At 70.2% G+C, this 661-nt stretch carries 1 pseudogene; it reads right to left on the reverse strand.

Going from position 1 to position 661, the window contains the following annotated elements:
• A pseudogene (locus TX83_RS23520) lies at nucleotides 1-661 on the reverse strand (CshA/CshB family fibrillar adhesin-related protein); the annotation flags it as partial.

The raw sequence follows: 661 nt of genomic DNA on the forward strand, positions 1-661 counted from the left end.
CCGGCAGGTACTGCGCCCGCACTTCGGCGCTGCCCGGGGCGAAGAAGACTTCGCCCAGTTCCATCTCGACCTGCTCCTGGCCGCCTTCGATCAGCCCGGCCGGCAGCTTGACGCCCCAGTCGAAGCGGACCGGCAGGCCCGGGGTGACGCGACGCACCAGCGGGTTGTCGGTGGTGAACACGCTGCCCGGCGGCAGGGTCGCGGGATCGACCTTGAGGATGAAGTTGCGGCCGCGCTCCAGGGTGCCGACATCGACGCCCTCCAGGTGGTAACGGCCGAACTGGTCGGTCTCCATCAGCAGGCCTTCCACCGAAGCGATGCGCACGCCCGGGATACCGCGTTCGTCCACGCCGGTGTTGCTGACGACGTAGTCGACCACGTAGCCGCCCTCGCCCTGGCTGACCCGACGTTCCACCGTCGGCGCCGCAGCCGTGAGGTTCTTGGCCGCATCGCCGCTGCGCTCGATCCGGGTGGCGCCGGCCGCGTCCATGCGCACGGTCACGCCCTGCTGGGTGGTCAGCGTGAACTCGTCGTTGAAGCTCAACGCGTTCAGGCGCTGACGGATCACCACGGTGTGGGCCGAGACCGGATCGGCGTCGGACTGCCGGCCGGCGATGCTGCCCAGGGCGATGCCGTGCAGCATCGGCGAGCTCGCATCCGG

The organism is Lysobacter antibioticus HS124, assembly GCF_000336385.2.
GTDB classification, from domain to species: domain Bacteria; phylum Pseudomonadota; class Gammaproteobacteria; order Xanthomonadales; family Xanthomonadaceae; genus Lysobacter; species Lysobacter firmicutimachus.